Source organism: Paeniglutamicibacter psychrophenolicus (genome assembly GCF_017876575.1).
Classification (GTDB): domain Bacteria; phylum Actinomycetota; class Actinomycetes; order Actinomycetales; family Micrococcaceae; genus Paeniglutamicibacter; species Paeniglutamicibacter psychrophenolicus.
This window is the reverse complement of the sequence record NZ_JAGIOE010000001.1, coordinates 4,614,154-4,632,776: the sequence shown is the minus strand read 5'-3', so window position 1 is coordinate 4,632,776 and position 18,623 is coordinate 4,614,154. Positions and strand designations below refer to the sequence as shown.

Annotated in this window: 18 protein-coding genes; 9 read left to right on the top strand and 9 right to left on the bottom strand. The window is 67.8% G+C overall.

The features are described from left to right. Positions 1-32: 32 nt before the first annotated feature. Together JOF46_RS20830 and JOF46_RS20825 are read left to right on the top strand one after the other, a co-directional pair. Positions 33-827, top strand: coding sequence for an IclR family transcriptional regulator (locus JOF46_RS20830; protein WP_209910997.1), 795 nt, complete (start codon positions 33-35; stop codon positions 825-827). A gap of 16 nt (positions 828-843) precedes the next feature. Then, positions 844-1,254, top strand: a complete 411-nt coding sequence (locus JOF46_RS20825; protein ID WP_209910995.1) for a cupin domain-containing protein — start codon at positions 844-846, stop codon at positions 1,252-1,254. Positions 1,255-1,277: 23 nt separating this feature from the next. Here the strand turns inward: JOF46_RS20825 and JOF46_RS20820 are convergent, their stop codons facing one another. Genes JOF46_RS20820 through JOF46_RS20810 form a run of 3 tightly spaced genes read right to left on the bottom strand, consistent with a single transcriptional unit; the run spans position 1,278 to position 4,473 of the window. Next, the gene (locus tag JOF46_RS20820) at positions 1,278-2,090 is read right to left on the bottom strand and encodes an alpha/beta fold hydrolase (protein ID WP_209910992.1); all 813 of its coding nucleotides are present in this window, start codon (positions 2,088-2,090) and stop codon (positions 1,278-1,280) included. 46 nt (positions 2,091-2,136) lie between these two features. Next, positions 2,137-4,089, bottom strand: coding sequence for a heavy metal translocating P-type ATPase (locus JOF46_RS20815; protein WP_209910989.1), 1,953 nt, complete (start codon positions 4,087-4,089; stop codon positions 2,137-2,139). A 57-nt stretch (positions 4,090-4,146) separates the two neighbouring features. Beyond that, positions 4,147-4,473, bottom strand: a complete 327-nt coding sequence (locus tag JOF46_RS20810; RefSeq protein ID WP_209910987.1) for an ArsR/SmtB family transcription factor — start codon at positions 4,471-4,473, stop codon at positions 4,147-4,149. Between the two features lie 109 nt (positions 4,474-4,582). Here JOF46_RS20810 and JOF46_RS20805 point away from each other — a divergent pair, with 109 nt between their 5' ends. Next, positions 4,583-6,283 (top strand): FAD-binding dehydrogenase, encoded by a 1,701-nt coding sequence (locus JOF46_RS20805; RefSeq protein WP_209910984.1) that lies wholly within the window; start codon positions 4,583-4,585, stop codon positions 6,281-6,283. Positions 6,284-6,322: 39 nt separating this feature from the next. On the opposite strand, the gene JOF46_RS20800 is transcribed toward JOF46_RS20805, so the two are convergent. Beyond that, a complete protein-coding gene (locus tag JOF46_RS20800) occupies positions 6,323-6,583 on the bottom strand; it encodes a hypothetical protein (protein WP_209910981.1) in 261 nt (86 codons plus the stop codon). Between JOF46_RS20800 and JOF46_RS20795 the strand changes: the two genes are divergently transcribed. After that, a complete protein-coding gene (locus JOF46_RS20795) occupies positions 6,582-7,085 on the top strand; it encodes a DUF2087 domain-containing protein (RefSeq protein WP_209910979.1) in 504 nt (167 codons plus the stop codon). The two genes, JOF46_RS20800 and JOF46_RS20795, sit on opposite strands and share 2 nt — an antisense overlap. 291 nt (positions 7,086-7,376) lie before the next feature. On the opposite strand, the gene JOF46_RS20790 is transcribed toward JOF46_RS20795, so the two are convergent. Continuing rightward, entirely contained in the window at positions 7,377-8,486 is a 1,110-nt protein-coding gene (locus JOF46_RS20790; RefSeq protein ID WP_209908689.1) for an IS110 family RNA-guided transposase, read from the bottom strand. Between the two features lie 225 nt (positions 8,487-8,711). On the opposite strand from JOF46_RS20790, the gene JOF46_RS20785 reads away from it, so the two are divergent. Beyond that, positions 8,712-9,476 carry a DUF308 domain-containing protein gene (locus JOF46_RS20785; RefSeq protein WP_209910977.1) on the top strand — a complete coding sequence of 255 codons (765 nt, stop codon included), beginning with the start codon at positions 8,712-8,714 and terminating at the stop codon, positions 9,474-9,476. Here JOF46_RS20785 and JOF46_RS20780 read toward each other — a convergent pair whose 3' ends face one another. Beyond that, on the bottom strand, positions 9,477-10,337 hold the full coding sequence (locus JOF46_RS20780; protein WP_209910974.1) for an inositol monophosphatase family protein: 861 nt from the start codon (positions 10,335-10,337) through the stop codon (positions 9,477-9,479). A gap of 127 nt (positions 10,338-10,464) precedes the next feature. On the opposite strand from JOF46_RS20780, the gene JOF46_RS20775 reads away from it, so the two are divergent. The 4 genes from JOF46_RS20775 to JOF46_RS20760 all read left to right on the top strand — a co-directional run bounded on the left by JOF46_RS20775 (position 10,465) and on the right by JOF46_RS20760 (position 15,377). After that, positions 10,465-10,965: a MarR family winged helix-turn-helix transcriptional regulator gene (locus JOF46_RS20775; RefSeq protein ID WP_209910972.1), complete on the top strand. Its 501-nt coding sequence runs from the start codon at positions 10,465-10,467 to the stop codon at positions 10,963-10,965. Beyond that, positions 10,958-12,520, top strand: a complete 1,563-nt coding sequence (locus tag JOF46_RS20770; protein ID WP_209910969.1) for an MFS transporter — start codon at positions 10,958-10,960, stop codon at positions 12,518-12,520. Before JOF46_RS20775 ends, JOF46_RS20770 begins: the two co-directional genes overlap by 8 nt. 137 nt (positions 12,521-12,657) lie before the next feature. Continuing rightward, positions 12,658-14,181 (top strand): APC family permease, encoded by a 1,524-nt coding sequence (locus tag JOF46_RS20765; RefSeq protein WP_209910967.1) that lies wholly within the window; start codon positions 12,658-12,660, stop codon positions 14,179-14,181. Further along, positions 14,178-15,377, top strand: coding sequence for a CaiB/BaiF CoA transferase family protein (locus tag JOF46_RS20760; protein ID WP_209910964.1), 1,200 nt, complete (start codon positions 14,178-14,180; stop codon positions 15,375-15,377). The genes JOF46_RS20765 and JOF46_RS20760 overlap by 4 nt, the downstream gene beginning before the upstream one ends. 94 nt (positions 15,378-15,471) lie before the next feature. On the opposite strand, the gene JOF46_RS20755 is transcribed toward JOF46_RS20760, so the two are convergent. From JOF46_RS20755 to JOF46_RS20745, 3 genes are all read right to left on the bottom strand, one after another. Beyond that, entirely contained in the window at positions 15,472-16,047 is a 576-nt protein-coding gene (locus JOF46_RS20755; RefSeq protein ID WP_209910960.1) for an RES domain-containing protein, read from the bottom strand. A 56-nt stretch (positions 16,048-16,103) separates the two neighbouring features. Beyond that, positions 16,104-16,700 carry a hypothetical protein gene (locus tag JOF46_RS20750; RefSeq protein WP_209910958.1) on the bottom strand — a complete coding sequence of 199 codons (597 nt, stop codon included), beginning with the start codon at positions 16,698-16,700 and terminating at the stop codon, positions 16,104-16,106. 326 nt (positions 16,701-17,026) lie between these two features. Next, a complete protein-coding gene (locus JOF46_RS20745) occupies positions 17,027-18,580 on the bottom strand; it encodes a PucR family transcriptional regulator (RefSeq protein WP_209910956.1) in 1,554 nt (517 codons plus the stop codon). Positions 18,581-18,623: the final 43 nt, after the last annotated feature.

Here is an 18,623-nt window from a genome sequence, read left to right as displayed (position 1 = left end):
CCACCAGCACCCCATCCACCGGAGGAATCCCCATGGTTGCCCAAACGACAGAAACCCCCGCCGCGGAACCACGCGGCGCCTCGGTCATCGTCAACGTCATCGACGTGCTGCGCTGCTTCACCGTGGAGCACCCGGTGCTGGGCGTCACCGAGATCGCGGCGCAGGTGGGACTGCACAAGTCCAGCATCTCGCGCATCCTGGCCACCCTGGAGCAGGAACGCATCGTGGCCCGCGACGAGGCCACCCGCAAGTACTCCCTGGGCCTGGGGCTCATCGCCGTGGCCGGGCCGCTGCTGGCCAACCTGAACGTGCGCAGGGTGTCCTTCCCGTTCCTGAACGAGTTGGCGCTGGGCACCGGTGAGACCGCGGTGCTGACCATCTGGGACGGGCTCGAATCCGTCTCGGTCGAACAGATCCCCAGCCTCCACCAGGTCAAGCACACCTCGGCCATGGGCAGCCGCTACAACACCGCGCTCAGCGCCTCGGTGCAGGTCTTCCTGGCCCATGAGGAAGCGGGGCGCGCAGCGGCGCTGCTGGAATCCGGGGCCGTGGTGCTGCCCCAGAACACCGCCCGCGCCCGCGCCGACTACCTCACGCGCCTCGAGGCCGTGCGCCGCCGCGGCTATGCGGCCAACCACGGGGAGACCTCGCCCGACGAGGTGGGGGTGGCCGCCCCGATCTTCGACCACCGCGGCGCGGTGGTCGCCAGCGCCATGATCGCCGCCCCGTACTACCGGGTCTCCGAGGAACAACTCCACCAGCTCGGTGCCGCCTGCATGCGGGCCGCGCGTCAAATCAGCATTCGCCTGGGAGCCCAGGTGACCTAGGGAACGGGGTCCTGTCATGTTTGAACCACGTGGTGCGCACGCCTTCGACTACTGCCTGCACGAAGGCACGCCGACCCGCATGCAATTCCACTTTGCCGACTCCATGGCCATGCCCGTGGCCGTCCAGACCTGGGAACTGGACCCCGGGGGACACGAGGGCATGCACTCCCACGACCCGGACGCCATGGCGCTGGAGGAGTTCTACCTGGTGCTCGAGGGCACGGCACGGATGCAGGTCGGGGCCGAGCACCACCAGCTGCGCGCCGGGGACAGCGTCCTGGCCCCGGCCGGCGTGGAGCACGATCTGCGCAACACCGGGGACGGCGTGCTGCGCGTGCTGGTGGTCTGGGGCGAACCCGGGCACAAGGACTTCTCCTCGTTCGGTTCCCTGGCCGCGGCCCGTGCGGCCCGGGGCCGGAATCCCTGAGTGGCAGCGCTCAGTACCCGCGCTCAGTACCCACGGTCGGTGACCGGGCGCTGCCGGGCTTCCATGTCCGCGAGCCACCCGTCGAGCAGCGCGCCGGTTTGCCCCGGCTGGTCAAGGTGCGCATTGTGGCCGGCCTCCTCGAGGACCGAAACCGTGCAGTTCCCGTAGCGCCCCGACAGTGCCAGCTGGTCCTCGAACCCCACCACGTGGTCCTGGCGGCCCGCGATGAGAACCACGGGTCCGCCGAATGACGACACCCGCTCCTCGGGCTCGACGGCCAACGGGTAGTTCCCGGCAATCCGGCCGACGGCCCTGCGGTCAAAGGCGCGCAGGCCCGGGAGCGCGCCATCGCGGAAGCGCTCCCAGTTCCCGCGGGACTGGATGACCGCCAGCTCCGCGTAGGCCGCCGCGTCGTCCGGGTCCAGCGAGGCCAGCAGCTGCGGGTCGGTGCGCAGGATCTTCCGGGGCGGCAGGGTGCGGCCGGACTTCTCGGCCACGACCACCGGGCACAACAGCCCCAGGCCCAAGACCTGGTCGCCGAATTCGGCCACGAGGTGGCGCGCAAGCATTCCGCCAAACGAATTGCCCAGGATCGCGAAGCGCTGGCTTCCAAGGTTTTCGCGGACGAAGTCCACCAGGGTCGCGGCGACCGCGTCGGAGCTGCGGATGCCCGCCCCGGCCACGGAACGGCCCATTCCCGGCAGATCAAGGTAGATCCGCCGCCATGTGCCCCGCGCGGCAAACACGGGGTCGAGCCCGAGCAGGAGCCGGTGGTCGACGCAGAGCCCGTGGATCATGAGGATCGGTGTTCCGGAGCCAAATTCTACAAAGTGCACCCCTGCACGCTAGCAGCATGCCGTGGCGCCCGGGGCGTCGCGGGGGCTATGCGGGGATCGGTGAGATGCCGGCGGGCAGCCGGCCGTATGGGGAAGTAAATGCCTTCGACCGCCCGGCACGCACGCCGTTGCCGATCACGAAGACCTCGAAAAGCTCGTGGATGAGTACCACCGCGGCCAGCCCCAGGGTACCGAGGAACGCCAACGGGATCAGCACTGCGATCAGGCCCAGCGAGGCGAGGATGTTCTGCAGCATGATCGCCCGGGTCCGCCGGGCGTGGGCCAGCAGCGCCGGCAGGTGTGAGAGGTCCTCGCCCATCAGCGCGACATCCGCGGTCTCGATGGCCACGTCCGCGCCCATCGCCCCCATGGCGATCCCGACCTCCGCGGTGGCCAGCGCGGGGGCGTCGTTGATGCCGTCCCCGACCATCACCACGCCGCCGGTTTCCTGCAGCGACCGCACGATCCCGGCCTTGTCCTCGGGACGCAATTCCGCATGGACGGTGTCGATGCCCGCCGCCGCGGCCAGGGCGCCGGCCGTCAATTGGTTGTCGCCGGTGAGCATGGCGACCTGGTAGCCGGCCCGGCGCAGCTCGGCCACCACGCCCGCGGCCTCGGGGCGCAGCTCGTCACGCACCGCAATGGCCCCGATGGTCTGTCCGCCCTCCTCGAGCAGCACCACCGTGGCCCCGGCGCCCTGCAGGCGTGCGGTGCCGGCGGCCAGGGACGCGGCCTCGATCCAGCCCGGGCGGCCCAGCCGGGCAGGCACCTTATCGACCGTACCGCGCACTCCGGATCCGGGGATGGTTTCCACCTCGGTGGCGGCGCCTGCCGCCGGGGATGCGGCCAGGATGGCGCGGGCCAGCGGGTGCTCGGAACGTGCCTCCAGTGCGGCGGCCAGCGCCAGCACCTCCTGGGTGCCGCGGCCGGGGACGGCCAGGACCTCGATGACGGAAGGGGTGTTCCGGGTCAGCGTCCCGGTCTTGTCCAGGGCTATGGTGCGGATGCGGCCCAGCGATTCGAGCGCGGCCCCGCCCTTGATCAGCACCCCGGCGCGGCTGGCCGCCCCGACCGAGGCCACCACGGTCACCGGCACGGAGATCGCCAGTGCACACGGGGACGCGGCGACCAGCACCACCAGGGCACGTTCGATCCAGGTCAGCGGGTCCCCGGCAAGCAGCCCGTAGGCAGCGATCAGCCCGGCCACGACCAGGATCCCGGGTACCAGGAAGCGGGCGATCGAGTCGGCCATGCGCTGGCCTGTTCCCTTGCGGGACTGCTCGGTTTCGACGATGTGCACGATCCGGGCCAGGGAATTGGATTCAGCGGTGGCCGTGACGGTGATTTCCAGCGGGCCGGTGCCGTTGACCGATCCCGCATACACCGCATCCCCGGGACCGGCCTCGACGGGAACCGATTCGCCGGTCAGCGCCGAGGTGTCAAGGGAAGTCTGCCCGCTGAGCACGGTGCCGTCGGTGGCCAGCCGCTCGCCGGGGCGCAGCACCAGCAGGTCCCCGAGCACCAGCTCGCCCGGGGCAACGGCCTTTTCGGTGCCTGCGCGGATGACCGTTGCGCTTTCGGGCACCAGGTCCAGCAGTGCTCGCAGCCCGCGCCGGGTCTTGGCCATCGAATGGTCCTCGAGGGCCTCGGCGATCGCATAGAGGAAGGCCAGTGCCGCTGCCTCGGCGACCTGGCCCAGCGCCAGGGCGCCGATGGCCGCCAGGCTCATCAGGGTGCCGACCCCGATCCGGCCCTTGGCCAACCGCCGCAGGGCCGACGGCACGAAGGTGGAGGCAGCGGGCAGCAGCGCCGCGATCTCGAGGGCCAGCACCACGCCATCGTGCACGCCCAACACTCCGGCGACCCAGGAAACCAGCAGCAGCACGCCGGAGAGCGCGGCAAGGCGGGCGTCGGTGCCGTTCCAGAACCGCGGGGGTGCTTCGTTGACTGTGGCGCCCGAGGGTGCGGGGGCGTCGTGGCTGCAGCAGGCGTCGCTCATGGGGGCAGGTGCTCCGTGGTGTCTTGAAGTGGCGGGAGGGCTCGGGGGCGGGAACGCCTAGGTGCGGCAGGTGCCGTCGGGGGCGCAGCAGTCCGGGTCCACGGACAGGACCACGCCCAGCAGGTCGACCAGCGCATGGCCGAGCCGCGCATCGGCCAGCTCGTAGCGGCTGCGCCGCCCGTCGGCCACCGCCACCACCAGCCCGCAGCCGCGCAGGCAGGAGAGGTGGTTGGAGATGCTTTGCCGTGAAACCCCCAGGGACTCGGCCAGGTCTGCGGGGTAGGCCGGGGCACTGGTGAGTGCCAGGAGGATCCTGGCGCGTGTCGGGTCGGAGATCGCGTAGCCGAACCGGGCCAGGACCGGGGCGTGGGTCAGGGTTTCCATGCACCCATGGTACATCCATCGATGTATTCACTGGTTCATGTACCCCCCAAGGCCGGTTGGCCCCGGCGTGCCGGGTGTGGGCCAAGCCACTTCCCGATAGTGTGAAGCCATGTCGAACACCCCGCATTCGCAACACTTCGATGTCATCGTCGTCGGCGCCGGCCTCGCCGGGCTAGTCGCCGCCACCGAGGCCACGGCGGCCGGAGCTCGCGTGCTGCTGCTGGACCAGGAGCCCGAGACGAATCTCGGGGCCCAGGCCCATTGGAGCTTCGGCGGGATCTTCCTGGTCGATTCGCCGGAACAGCGCCGGCTGGGCATCAAGGACTCCGAGGACCTGGCCCTGCAGGACTGGGAAAACACCGCGGGCTTCGACCGCGACGAGGACGAATGGGCGCGCAAATGGGCGCGGGCCTACGTGCGGTGGGCGGCCGGCGGCAAGCGCGAATGGCTGCACCAGCGCGGCATCCGTTTCTTCCCCGTGGTCGGCTGGGCCGAACGCGGCGGGGCCGGAGCCCAGGGCCCGGGCAACTCCGTGCCGCGCTTCCACATCACCTGGGGCACCGGGCCCGGTTTGCTCGATCCCTTCATCCGGGCCGCCCGCACGGCCGAGGCCAAGGGGCAGTTGGTGATGCTCTGGCGCCACCGGCTCGACGAGCTGGCCACCGGGAACGGAGCCGTCACCGGGGTGCGCGGCACGGTGCTGGAACCCGACCCGGCACCCCGGGGCGTGGCCAGCAACCGCACCAGGGCCGGGGGCTTCGAGTACTTCGCCCCTGCGGTTGTCATCGCCACCGGCGGCATCGGGGGAAACCTGGAGAAGGTGCGCGCCGCGTGGCCGCAGCGGCTGGGAACCCCTCCCGAAACCATGGTGTCCGGAGTGCCCGCCCACGTGGACGGGCGCGGCCTTGACATCGCGCAAAGGGCCGGTGCGCGGCTGGTCAACGGGGACCGGATGTGGCACTACACAGAGGGCATCGCCAACTGGAACCCCGTCTGGAAGAACCACGGGATCCGCATCCTGCCCGGACCCAGCTCGCTGTGGCTGGACGCAACAGGCAAGCGGCTGCCCGATCCGCTGTGGCCGGGCTTCGACACCCTGGGCACCCTGGAACACCTGCGCGCCACCGGGCACGACCACAGCTGGTTCATCCTGAACCGGCGCATCATCGGCAAGGAATTCGCGCTTTCCGGATCGGAACAGAACCCCGACCTCACCGGCAAGGACATCCGTGCGGTGCTGGCACGGGCCCGCGTGGATGTCCCGGGCCCGGTCCAGGCCTTCCTGGACCACGGGGAAGACTTCCTCCAGGCGCCCACCATCGACGAACTGGTGGCCAAGATGAACCGGCTCACCGGCTCCGACCTCCTGGACCCCATCCGGGTGGCCGAGGTCCTCAAGGCCCGGGACTCGGCGGTGGCAAACCCCTTTGGCAAGGACGGACAGATCGCGGCCATCACCTCGGCCAGGAAGTACCTGGGCGACAAGCTGGTCCGCAGCGTCAAGCCGCACCGGATCACCGATCCCCAGGCCGGTCCGCTGGTTGCGGTGCGGCTGAGGATCCTGACGCGCAAGTCGCTCGGCGGCATCCAGACCGACCTGGATTCGCGGGTGCTGGACGCTGCGGGGAACCGGGTCGCCGGGCTCTACGCCGCGGGCGAAGCCGCGGGATTCGGCGGCGGGGGATATCACGGCTACCGTGCGCTGGAGGGAACGTTCCTGGGTGGATGCCTCTTCAGCGGAAGGGCGGCCGGACGTCATGCCGCAGCGGCCCGGGCGCGGGCATGGGTCGAGCCACCAACTTCCCCTTGAAGATGCGGGGAGTCCGTGGCTCGAGGGTGGGAGGGACCGTCAGTGCGTGAAGTGGTACACCGTTCCGAAGAGCACAGCCGAGAGGCTGAATGCGACACCGATCATCATCGGTGCCCATGTCCCCTGGGCGGCAATCAGGAAGATGGCGAACGTCGTAAACAGCAACGTCGCCAGGATTCCGCCGAGGATGATCGATCCACCGCCATGGTGGTGCACGGCGGCCTGTACATTTCGATGAAATAGAGTAGCCATAACCTCAGGGTAAGCCGAAGAACCGGGAAATACGAGGGAAAGAATCATGAAGGATCCAATGCAGGAAACGGCCGGTGACTGGCGCCAGGTTTTTGGTGCCTTGGCCAACGACGAGACCCGCCGCTACTACGCCCAGCAGGTCCTGGGCCTGGACAGCGACCTGCGGCCCGAACGCGCGGCCAAGGCCAGGGCCAACCTCTCCAGCGCGGGTCTCTTGGACGGCGACGGAGCGGTGGATGACCGCCTGTTCGCGCGCGTCCTGGCCTCCGGTGCACGGAAGGCCCCAACGGAAGGGGTCGACCGCTTCCTCGACACCGCCGGGCGCATCGATCGCTACCCCAAGAACCATGAGGAACGCCTGGGCTTGCTGCGCGTGGTGGCGGGCAAGGTCATGGGCCACGGGCAGCAACTCACCGAGGTGGAACTGACCGCCAGGCTGGGGGAGTTCACCGACGACCCGGTGCTGCTGCGCCGCTATCTCGTCGACCACGGGATGCTGCTGCGCCAGCCGGATGGCTCGGTGTATCGCCTGGCCGACGGCTCCGACTGATATGTAAGAAGGTTTGTCAAGTGACAGAGGTGGGCGGCTCCCGGGACATTGGCTTCCGGGAGCCGCCTTTCCCATGCCCCGGCGGTGGCGTCGGGCCCGGTTCGGCAGGTCATGGTCGACGGCATGGTCAGACTGACAAACGCGGGTTGGGTACCGCATGACAAGGAATTCGAGTGGAGCGTGACGTCGTCTAGGATCGGGCGTCGGCTTGGGGGCCTGCCCATAGTCGGTTCTCGTGTTGGCTCCGCATGTTGCCTCGTCCGGGTGCGCGCGCCGGGGCACGTCTTGGGGTCACCGTCCTGCCATGGGGCGGCCTTCCTGCAGGGGTGCGGCCAGGGACCAGCACCAGCCGGCAAGTTCGCGGGCGATGGCGGTCCTGGCCTTCGCCGGCATCTTGTGGCGTTCCTCGAGGGCCGCGGCGCGGGCATGGAGCCGTTGGTTGCCCTGCCGGGCGCGGGCGGCGGTGGCCGGGGACACCAGCTCGAGCTGGCGCAGCTCCAGGATCCCGGGCCTGCGGTACGGGCGCTTGTGCACGGTTGCGGCCTCGATCAGCAGGAGGCGGGCGTAGGCGTTTCCGGCCTTGGTGATGCGCCCCTGGGTGCGGGTCTCGCCCGAGGAATGCTCCGAGGGAACCAGGCCCAGATAGGAGCCGATGGTGGCCCCGTTGAAGCGGGTCCAGTCCCCGATCTCGGTGGCCAGCCCGAAGGCACCCACGGTGCTGATGCCGCGCAGGCACGCCAGGGCATTGATGATCTCGGTGTAGCGGCAGTCCGCGGCGACGCGGGCCACCTCCTTGTCGATCCGCTTCAGCCGCACGGACATGGACTCCTCCTGCGCCAGGGATTCCTGGAAGGCGAACTCGAGCGCCGGGTCCTCGAAGTGCTGCTGGTGCAGCCACCTCAGGTGTTCCCGGGTCCAGCGGGACTTGCCGCCTTGGAAGAGGATGCCGTGGCGCAGCAGGATCGCATTGACCCGCTGCTTGGCATGCGCATTGTCGGCCGAGGCGACATGCCGGGCGCGGGAGAGGTCCCGCAGGGCCTCCTGCCCGGGGTCCGGGATCGTGACCTCGGTGACCTCGCCCAGCGCCAGCATGGTCGCCAAAATTTTGGCGTCGCGCCGATCCGTCTTGATTTTGTCTCCGGGGGCCCGCAGCAGTTTCGAGGGTGCGGCGATCACGCAGTCGATGCCGGCAGCCCGGAAGTGCCGGGCCAGCCCGAAGCCGGTGGGACCGGCCTCGTAGACGACCCGGACCCCGGGGCCGAATCCCCGTACCCATTCCGCGGTGCCCAGCAGGTCGTCCTCGAAACGTGAACGGGTCAATTCGCCGGTGTCGATGTTCAGGGCGCATCCCACGATGCTGCGGGCATGGACATCGAGCCCGATATAGGTACGCTCGGACATAGCCGGGACCTCCAACCTTCAATGTGGCACTACCATTCCACAGCGGTTTGGCTGCAAGGCCAAGACCCGAACGCATGGCAAACCACGAAAGCTTGAAGCGGAGGTTTCGGCCTCACTTACATATTGTCTAGGAACGGAAATTGTGCCAACCGCCCCCAAGAGGTAATTTCTTTGTGAACGGTTTCCGGCATTTGCCACTTTCCGTCCCCGCGTTCCAGGAGCCCCATGTCTGACCCCTATGCCCGCCCCGGTGGCGATCCGAGCCATGGATCGTGGCCGGCCCCCGGCGGGTACCCGGGGCAATACGCCCGGAACCAACAGCCCTATCCGGGGCATTACCAGGGGGCGTACCCGGGGCAATACCCTCCGCAGGGCCACTATGGAACCGGCGGCCACCTGCCCCCGCGCACGCACGGGATGACTGTCTTCGCGATGGTCACCGGCATCGTGGCCGCGGTCCTCTCTCTGGTGCCCTTCGTGGGCTTTGTTTCCTTTGTGTTGGGTCCCTTGGCGATGGTGCTGGGCATCGTGGGCATCGCCAGGCGGATCAGCAGCCGCGGCTTCAGCGTCACCGCCCTGGTGACAGGAACCTTCGCGTTGCTGGTGTCGATCCTTTACGCGGTGCTGTTCTCCACGATGCTCTCGTACTTTGACAACACCCAAAGCTTTGAATTCAGTGCCAACGGGACCGGGGAATACGAGGTCACGGTGGCCAAGACCGCGGATCCGCCGGAAACCGCCACCCTGCGCGAGCCGTATGCGCAGACGGTGGAAGCCTCCACGCTCTTTGGCGGTATCACCGCGACCAACCCGGGCGGCAGCGACGAGGACGTCAGCTGCCGGATCCACGACACGGCGGGAAACCTGCTGGTGGAGGACTCGCAGTCCGGCCCCCATGCCGTGGCCGTGTGCGAGCTCAGTGACGTGCTGGTGCGCAAGGTCGAGGACATCCAGTTCCCCGACCAGGTCAATGCGCGCGAGCTGGACTGACTATTTTCCGGCGTCCCGGTCCTTGCGGGCCTCGATGATCCGGCGGATCGAGAGATCCAGCACCGGGTAGTCGGCGCCGGGGCCCAGGGCCATGAAGCACGGGGCCTCGTGGTCCGGGAGCGTTAGCCCGTCGTAGCGGAAGCCCAGGTAGTGCCCGCCGGCGCGGCGCACCAGCAGGGCGCCGGCGGAGACGTCCCAGGGCTTGGTGTCAAAGCCGATGGTTGCGTCGCACCATCCGGCGGCCACGTGGGCCAGCGCCAGGGCCGCGGAGACCTTGCGGCGCACCGTGGCGAAGGACGAGACCCAGGAGCCGAACTCGCGCAGCGCCGATTCCCCGTCGAGGGCGATTGCCTCGGCCGAGGGGTAGTCGGTCATGATGTTCGCGTGCCGCTGCTCTGGCCTGGGCGAGGGAGCCAGGATGCTTCCGTTCAGGTAGGCATGCTCGGCATCGGCGGTGAACTCCAAATCGGCGATCGGGTCCAGCACGACCGCGGCGAGCAGTTCCCCGTTGCGGGCAGCGGCAATGGAGATGCAGAAGAAGGCAACGCCGTGGGTGAAGTTGCTGGTGCCGTCGATGGGGTCCACGATCCACTGGATGGAACCGGAGCCCGTGCGACCGCCCTCTTCGCCCAGCACCCAGGAGTCGGGTTCGGCCGCCAGGAGGTGTTCGCGGATCACCGCCTCGCTGCGCCTGTCGAAGGCCGTGACCAGGTCATGGGCGTTGGTCTTGTTCTCACGTTCCACCCCGGACCGGAACGCGTCGCGCAGGATCGGTGCGGCCAGCCGCGCGGCGTCCAGTGCAATGGTGCGCAATCGTGCGGCCAGGTCGATATCGGAGGTGTTGAAGTTTGCGGTGCTCACGATCCACCAGCCTAGCGCCGGTGTGAGAAGCATCAAATTAGTTTGACTGGGCAACTAAATTGCCAATATGGTTGCCTGAGGCAACATTTGCCTTGGTCAACCATATTCTTGAAGGAGCTCGATCCCCTTGTCGCGCGGCGAAACACCAACCCTTGAACTGGTAGAAAGCCTCATGGCGCTGCGGCGCACGCTGCGCTGCATCGAGCACGCGGGGGAGACCAGCGGTTCCCTGGGGTTTGCCGCCCTGGGCGTGCTGGCCTACATCCAGCGCCACCAGCCGACCCGCGCCACCGACGTCGCCCAATGGATCGGCATCGGTCCCGCGGCGCTGAGTCGCCAGGTCGCCGAACTCGAGGGTGCGGGATTGCTCGTGCGCGCGCCGAGCCCCACCGACGCCCGGGCCCAACTGATCTCGCTCACCCCCAGGGGCGCGGAAGAGATCGGACAGGCCTACACCAGGCGTGCCGGCCTGCTCGCAGGGTTGCTCAAGGACTGGGACGAGACGGAAATCTCCGCTGCCGCAGCCACCGTGAACGACATCCAGGGCGTGCTTCGCGCCGGCCTGGATGCCCGTGGCGGCAAGACCACCATGGCCCCGCAGGACCCAAGGGAGAACCCCAATGTCTGAGCAGCAGTCGGTCGACCTGACGCGGGAGCGCCACGGCGACCAGACGCAGATGAGCCAGAAGGAAGTGCTGCGCTCCATCACCGGCGTCCTGGCGTCCTTCTTCGCGGCCATGCTGGCAACCACCATCGTTGCCATCGCCCTGCCCACCATCATGGATGCCCTGGACGGCACGCAGACCGACTTCAACTGGGTCATCACCGCGGCCCTGCTGGCCAACGCCGCGACCACCCCGATCTGGGGCAAGCTTGCCGACCTCTTTGACAAGAAGAAGCTGCTGCAAATCAGCATCGTCATCTTCGTGACCGGTTCCGTGCTGGCGGGGTTCGCCATCAACATCCCCATGCTCATGAGTGCGCGCGTCATCCAGGGCATCGGCATGGGCGGACTCACCGCCATGGGCATGGCGGTGATCGGCACCGTCATCCCGCCGCGCGAGCGCGGCAAGTACTCCGGCTACTTCGGCGGGGTCATGGCGGCCGCGACGGCCGGCGGGCCGCTGCTGGGCGGCCTGATCGTCGATTCCCCGCTGGGCTGGCGCTGGACCTTCTTCATCGGGATCCCCATCGCCATCATCTCCATGTGGCTGATCCACAAGACCCTGCACATCGCGCACATCCCGCGCAAGGTCTACATCGACTGGGCCGGCGCGGTGCTGGTGACCATTTCGGTCTCCGTGCTGCTCATCTGGGTTTCCTACGTGGGCAAGGAGGGCTTCTACGAGTTCAACTCCTGGCAGACCTACGCGATGGTCGGCGGCTCGCTGGTGCTCATCGCCCTGCTGCTCTGGGTCGAGGGCCGGGTCCCGGAACCGGTGATCCCGCTGCGCATCATCGCCACCCGCACCACCGCCCTGGCGATCCTGGCCTCGATCTCCATCGGCGTGGCCATGTTCGGATCCGGAGCCTTCCTGGGCCAGTACTTCCAGGTGGCCCGCGAGGCGAGCCCCACCCTGGCCGGGGTCATGACCCTGCCGATGATCGCGGGAAACCTCTTCGGCTCGGTCTTTTCCGGCCAGCTGATCTCCCGCTTCGGGCGCTGGAAGATCTTCCTGGTCATCGGCGCCATCCTCAACGTCGGCGCACTGGGCCTGCTGGGCATGATGTCCCACGACACCAACTACTGGATCCTGGCCACCGGCATGTTCTTCAACGGCCTGGGCATGGGGTTCATGCTGCAGAACCTGGTCCTGGCGGTGCAGAACACCGTGAAGGTCACCGACATCGGCACCGCCAGCTCCTCGGTGGCCTTCTTCCGGGCCGTCGGGGGTGCCGCCGGCGTGGCGGTGCTCGGTGCGATGCTCTCGGACAAGGTCTCGGTGCTGGTGCTCGATGCGTTGAAGTCCGCGCACCTGGTTTCGCCGGACGGTTCCACGGGGGTCGCGGCAGGGGGAACCTCGCTGAACCTCACGGAGATGCCGCCCGCGGTGCGCCTCATGTATGAGAATGCGCTCGGCGATGCCACCGGCGTGGTGTTCATGACTTCGGCCATCGTCGCCGTCATCGGCCTGGTGTGCATCCTGTTTATCAAGGAAGTGCCGCTGCGCCGAACGGTGTAAAAGTGTGATCACGGGTTGACGTGGGCAAAGACCGGTCGTTTCGGATGAATTGACCCGGGCTTTGGATGATGCGTCCGAGACTTCCGTCACGCCGCTTGCGTAATGTGAGCTGCGTCGTACCCACGGAAGGAACCGCGATGACCAGCACCCCCACGCAAGGCAGCACCGCAGCACCCGCACTCAAGAAGGTCCTGGGCCGATGGGACACCCTCGCCATTGGAGTCGGTGCCATGATCGGCTTCGGCTGGGTGGTGCTCACCGGCGACTGGATCACCACCGCCGGCCCGCTGGGTGCATCCCTGGCCATGGTCGTTGGCGGAGGCATCATGGCCGTGGTCGGGCTGACCTACGCCGAACTGGTGGCCGCGATGCCGCGGGCCGGCGGCGAGCACAACTACCTGCTGAGGGCCATGGGCGCCCGCTGGTCGTTCGCCGGATCCTGGGCCATCGTGGGTGGGTACATCACCATCGTCGCCTTCGAGGCGGTCGCCCTGCCCAAGACCGCGCTGTACCTCTTCCCCGACCTGAACAAGGTCCACCTCTGGGACATCGCCGGATCCGAGGTCTACCTGACCTGGGCGCTGGTCGGCGTCCTGGGCGGGGTGGTCATCACGGCCATCAACATCCGCGGCATCAAGACCGCCGGCGTGGTGCAGACCTTCGTGGTGCTCTTCCTCTTCGCCATCGGCGCCGTCCTGCTCTTCGGGTCCTTCACCGGCGGATCCACGGCCACCATGGAACCGTTCTTCAACAACGGCGTCGCCGGGTTTTTCGGCGTGATGATCATCGTCCCGTTCATGTTCGTGGGCTTCGACGTGATCCCGCAGTCCGCCGAGGAATGCGACATCGAACCGCGGCGCATCGGAAAGTACGTGGTCATTGCCGTGCTCATCGCCACCGCCTGGTACGTCATGGTCATCATGGCGACTTCCTCGGGCATGGGCCCGGCGGCCCTGGCGAACTCGGATTTGGCCACCGCCGATGCGATGGGCGCGCTGTTCGGTTCGGCCATGATGGCCAAGGTGCTGATCGCCGGCGGCATCGCCGGCATCCTGACCTCCTGGAACTCGTTGCTCATGGGTGCTTCCCGGCTGCTCTACGCGATGGCCGCCTCCGGCATGCTGCCGGCCTGGTTCGCCAAGCTGCACCCGAAGTACCACACCCCGGTCAACGCGCTGCTGTTCATTGGCGGGCTCTCGGTGCTGGCCCCGTTCTTCGGCTCGGCCATGCTCGGCTGGCTCGTTGACTCCGGATCGCCCTCGATCGTGATCGCCTACCTGCTGGTCGGTGTCGCCTTCGTGATCCTGCGCAAGCGCGAACCGATGATGGAGCGCCCGCTGCGCATCGGCGGGAAGGGCAACTTCGGCAAGGCCATCGGCGTCACCTCGGTGATCTTCTGTGCGGCACTGATCAGCCTCTACCTGCCGGGCATGCCCGCCGCGATCGGCATCCAGCCGTGGCTGCTCTTCGGGGCCTGGTGGGCCATGGGCTTCGCCTTCCTGGTGCGGGTGCCGCGCGGCATCGAACCGGGCATCAACGCCGAGGACGAACTGCTGGCCCGCCTGGCGATGCGCAAGGCCGCCAAGGCCGGGGCAGTATTCGGGCAGGTCCCGCAGGTCGCGCCCACCGAAAACAACGTGAAGGAATCCGAACGCGCATGAGCAAGATCCGCCCCCTTGAGGGAATCATCGTCGCCGACTTCTCCCGGGTCCTGGCCGGCCCGCTGTGCACCATGACGCTGGCCGACCTCGGGGCCACCGTCATCAAGGTCGAGCGCCCCGGCACCGGGGATGACACCCGCAGCTGGGGTCCGCCCTTCTCCGCCACCGGCTCGACCTACTTCGAATCGGTGAACCGCAACAAGCAATCGGTCACCCTGGACCTCGCCGACCCCGCCGACAGGGACGTGGCCAGGGGGCTGGCGCTGCGCGCCGACGTGCTGGTTGAAAACTTCAAGCCCGGCGGCATGGACAAGCTCGGCCTGGGATATCCGGAACTTTCGGCGCAGAACCCCGGGCTGGTCTACGCCTCGATCTCCGGCTTCGGCTCCACCGGGGGAGCCCACCTGCCCGGCTACGACTTCATCGTCCAGGCCCTGGGCGGGCTCATGTCGATCACCGGTGAGGCCAATGCAGACCCGATGAAGGCAGGGGTCGCGCTGGTGGACGTGCTAACCGCCAAGGACGCAAGCATCGGGGTCCTCGCGGCGCTGAGTGCCCGAAACTCCTCCGGGCACGGCGCGCACGTGGAGGTCAACCTGCTCTCCAGCCTGCAAGGAGCCCTGGCCAACCAGGGCCAGGCCTACCTGGGGGCGGGCAAGGTCGCCACCCGCATGGGCAACGAGCACCCCTCGATCGTTCCCTACCAGTTGCTGGGGTGCGCCGACGGCTCGGTCGCCGTGGCTTGCGGCAACGACGGCCAGTTCGCCAGGCTCTGCACCGAGATCGGGGCTCCGGAGCTTGCCTCCGATGCGCGCTTCGGGACCAATTCGGCCCGCGTGTCGAACCGCGAGGTGCTCATCCCGCTGCTCGAGGACGCGCTGGGTGCCGACACCGGCGCGAACTGGCAGTCCCGCTTCACCGGCATCGGGGTGCCGGCCGGAAAGGTCGCGGGCATCGACGAGGGCCTGGCCTACGCGCAGTCCCTGGGACTGGACCCGGTCATCGAGGTGCAGAACGCCGAGGGCCTGACGGTCGGCAAGCAGGTGCGCCATCCGATCACCTGGACCCCGGAGCTTGATGCACCCACCCTGGCCCCGCCGCAGCTGGGCGAACACACCGAGGCGGTCCGCGCATGGCTCGCCGGTCCGGCGGAGCGCCGCCGGCCGGGCACACGCGAGGGACAACTGGCCGGCTGAATGCCTCCGCATGAGTGCGGAACCAATGGTGGTGGTTTTCGACGGCTATCCGCAGGCTCCTCAGTGGCCATGTCGGCGCGCTTGCGCATTCCGGTCAGCGGATATGCCAGCGGAGTCTGTTCGCGGCGGTAGCGGCCATGGTTGCCACATCGGCGTGGTTCAACGCGCGTGAGAATGCCGGCGCGGGAGGGAAGGCATCTGCTGCACGAGGAAACAACACCACCATGGGATCCCCAATTTTTGTGGAGGGGACGTAGAGTCCGTCAACGGGGATGGCTGAACTTTCGCTGAGTTCTTTCCAGATCGCGTTCGACCAATTGCGGCAGATGTCCTTGGTGGCTTGAGGGAGGGATGCCGATGCGCCCTGATGGATTGCCCAGTCGCTCTCGACCAAGTCCAACAGGGTCAACTGTCGGGCCGTCTCCCAGCCCGACAGCGCCTGTCCAGCTGATAGCACGATTGCCTTGTCGTCTTGAAAAACCTCTGCGAAGGCCGTGGTGTATCCCGGAGCCGCATAGGAGATCGCCACGTCAAGGTGGACTCGGGTTGGGGGTGGATGCGGGTCCCATCGGAATCGCGAGATCGGCCCGAATCTGTGCATCTCGTTCCAGGCTGAGGGATGCGAGCCTGACGTCGTGTGAATGCGCCAGAGCGGACCCTCGAATGTCATGACGTGATCAGGTTCGATGGTGAGTGGTGCTGTGGGCTTGCGCGGGTTCTTGGGCCTCATTCGTACCCGAGCTCGTCAGCAAGCTTGGCTACGGCATCCGGATCGCCGCCTGAGACAAGCCATTGAACTGGGCTCATGCTGTGCAATTCATCGTTGGGCTCTGTCATGAACCGTTCAATGGACAGTGGATGGAACTGGTCGGGGAAAGCGGGAATAATCTTTCGGAGCCCCCGCACATAGGTGTTGTCGACGAACTGCCATTTCGGAAAGCGCAGGCTTTGTCCGGGAACTCCGACTCCGGGTGAATACAGGTCGCCTTCGAGTCGCGAACGGCGAATGTTGGCGGGATCGCGACCCAGCAAGGCTGCCACCTCAGCGGTGCTCAGGGACGCTTCATCAAGCAAGGCCCTCGATCTGGACCGTTCGGCCAGGACGCGGAGATGCGTCTTTGCACGTCCGTGAGGGCTGAGATCGGCCTCGGTCAGGTCCGTGTGCTTCATCAAGAAATCAACTTCACCGGCTGTCAGGGGCTCGGCTGAAATGTTGGTGACCTCTTCCACGACGGTGATGAAATCCTGTGCACTCATCGGGCCACCTCGCCGACGCAACGCCTGGTCCAGTCCCGCCTCGTAGTCGAAAGCCATGTAGCTCATGCCTGAATGATACGAGCATATACGGAGTATCTCTACGTATCATCAGGAAAAATTGGCAACCAAGAAATTCATGACTGGCAGAGTGAACCCCGGCTTGGATTCGTGAAACAGTGGGCTGAAGCGGGTTTGGGACCCTGCGTCATCAAGGCTGAGAACTGAGAGATCGCGTCCCCGATCCGCCATGAGGACCGCCAACCAGCCGGAGGGCTGGGGTCCGCCGACGAAACGATGATGCCGGCGGGGCGGGGGCCTCGTCCTTGGAGGACTTTTAGCGGGCGCAAAAATGCGGAGCTGACTGTTGCTCCCAATCTCCGTCCGGAAAAGCGCTAGCGCTTCCCCACGCCGGATTCCTCGCGGCGCAAAGCCAGCCACAGGTGCGCGGCGACATCCGGGTCATCCAGGTCCACGCCCAGGAGGCCGGAGGCCACCGAGATCCGGTGGCGCAGCGAATTCCGGTGGATGCCCAGGGCCCGCGCCGCATCTTCCCACGTGCCGCGGGCCCCGAGGTAGGCGCGGACGGTGGCCAGCAGGTCGGCGCGCGGATACTCCTCCAGCAGTTGCACCCAGACCGACGCCTTGGTGTCCTCGCTGGCGTCCACCGCCACCAGGTGCCCGGCCGGGGCCTGCAGCACAGCCCGGCGCAACACAGCAAGATTCCCCGGGATCTCGCCCAGGGACACCGGGTCGCCCAGTGCCGCGGCCAGCGAGCCAAAGGCCTCCGGCTCGGCGGCCCCGGCAATCCCCAGCAGCGCATCTTGCTCCAGGGACTGCCCGCCCCTGTCCGCCGGCCTGTTGCCGATCCCGGAGGCCGGGAGCACCAGGTAGAGGACCTCGTCCTGCACGTGCCGCAGCGTGCAGGCGTCCACCGCGGCGACCAGATCCGGCAACCCCGGATCGGCCACCAGCTTCGCGGCGGCCCGCGCCGCCAGCCCCGGATCGTCCCCGTCGGAGAGCCTGACCCCGAGCAGCCGGACCCGGTTGGGCAGTTCTGCCAGGCCCACATCCTCGGCAACCATGTGCGCGGCCTCGGTCTGCCCGTGCAGCAACAGCTTGGTGGTCGCCGCTCCCAGCGCGTTGGTCGTGCCGACCACGACCTCGCGCTGCCGCGCGCGCAGGGCCAGCAACGTGGAGACCGTCATGATGACTTGCCGGTCGGCGCGGGTCAGCATGCGCCCGGAGCCGATGCACAGAAACCCGTGGATGCGGGTGCCCAGCAGGATCGGATAGAGCACCACCGGCTGGCCCTGCACCTCGAAGGTGGCGGCCGAGGGCACCCCGGCCTTGGTGAAGCGGATCGATTCGGCGCGCAGGTGCCCCACCAGCGAACCGGCCGAGGCCGGCCACACGGTCTCGGTTCCGGCATCGGCAGGAAGGTAGGCGGCCCAACCGCCCAGCGCCTGGGCCAGCCCGCGCACCACGGCATTGGTGGCATCCGGGCGCATCGCCGCCCGTGCCAGCGCGGTCTGCGTGCCCAGCGAATCCATCAGGTTGGCGGTGTCGTCCCGGGCGGACAAGCGCCAATAGGCGCGTGAGACGTGCTGGAACGGCACCCCGTCGGGCACGATCGCCAGCTCGATGCCCGCGGCCTGGCTTGCCACCAGCACATGCCCCGGCACCGCGGTGAGCCACGGACCCAGGCCCAGACCCACGGCGCGGACCTCCCTTTCGCCCAGGCGCGCCATGTAGGCGGCGGAGAGCGCGGCGGATTTGGCAAAGGGCATGCCGGTGGTCAGCAGCAGCTCCCCGCCCTCGAGGTACGGGGTCGGATCCTCCAGCTCGGAGACGTGCACGCCGGTCACCGGTTTGGCACTGAATTGTGCGCCCGGGGCGGGCACCAGCTCGGGCCCGAGCTCGGCACCCATCTGCAACAAGGAAATCATGGGTTGAATTATCCAACACGGACGGGCTCCTTGGGCAAATCAT